Origin of the sequence: Pauljensenia sp. UMB3104 (assembly GCF_030217285.1) — a bacterium.
GTDB lineage: Bacteria > Actinomycetota > Actinomycetes > Actinomycetales > Actinomycetaceae > Pauljensenia.
The window spans coordinates 1-250 of sequence record NZ_JASONN010000462.1 but is presented as its reverse complement, the minus strand read 5'-3'; the positions used below and the strand labels follow the sequence as shown (position 1 = coordinate 250).

Genomic DNA, 250 nt, shown 5'->3' with positions numbered 1-250 from the left:
AAGCCATTTGATTCCACAAAGGCTTGGTAGTTAGCCATATCTGGCGCCCAAACCTGTTTTTCTTTGATTTTTCCTGTCATAACCGCATCGATAAATTCAGCACCATCCTCCATAAAGCGTTTGTAGTCATACCAGGTGTCATCTTTATAATGATTTGCCAAACGATCTTTCATAGGGTGATCAGTAACCCTAGCTTTTTTATCGCGAAAAACATTTTGTTTTGTGATAAAAACAAGGGCTTCATCCACTC

The 250-nt window shown here is 39.2% G+C and carries 1 protein-coding gene; it reads right to left on the bottom strand.

Annotation, left to right across the window (positions count from 1 at the left end; genetic code table 11):
- Positions 1–250: hypothetical protein (locus QP415_RS12410; RefSeq protein WP_285100273.1), on the bottom strand; the 250-nt coding region annotated here is incomplete at both ends.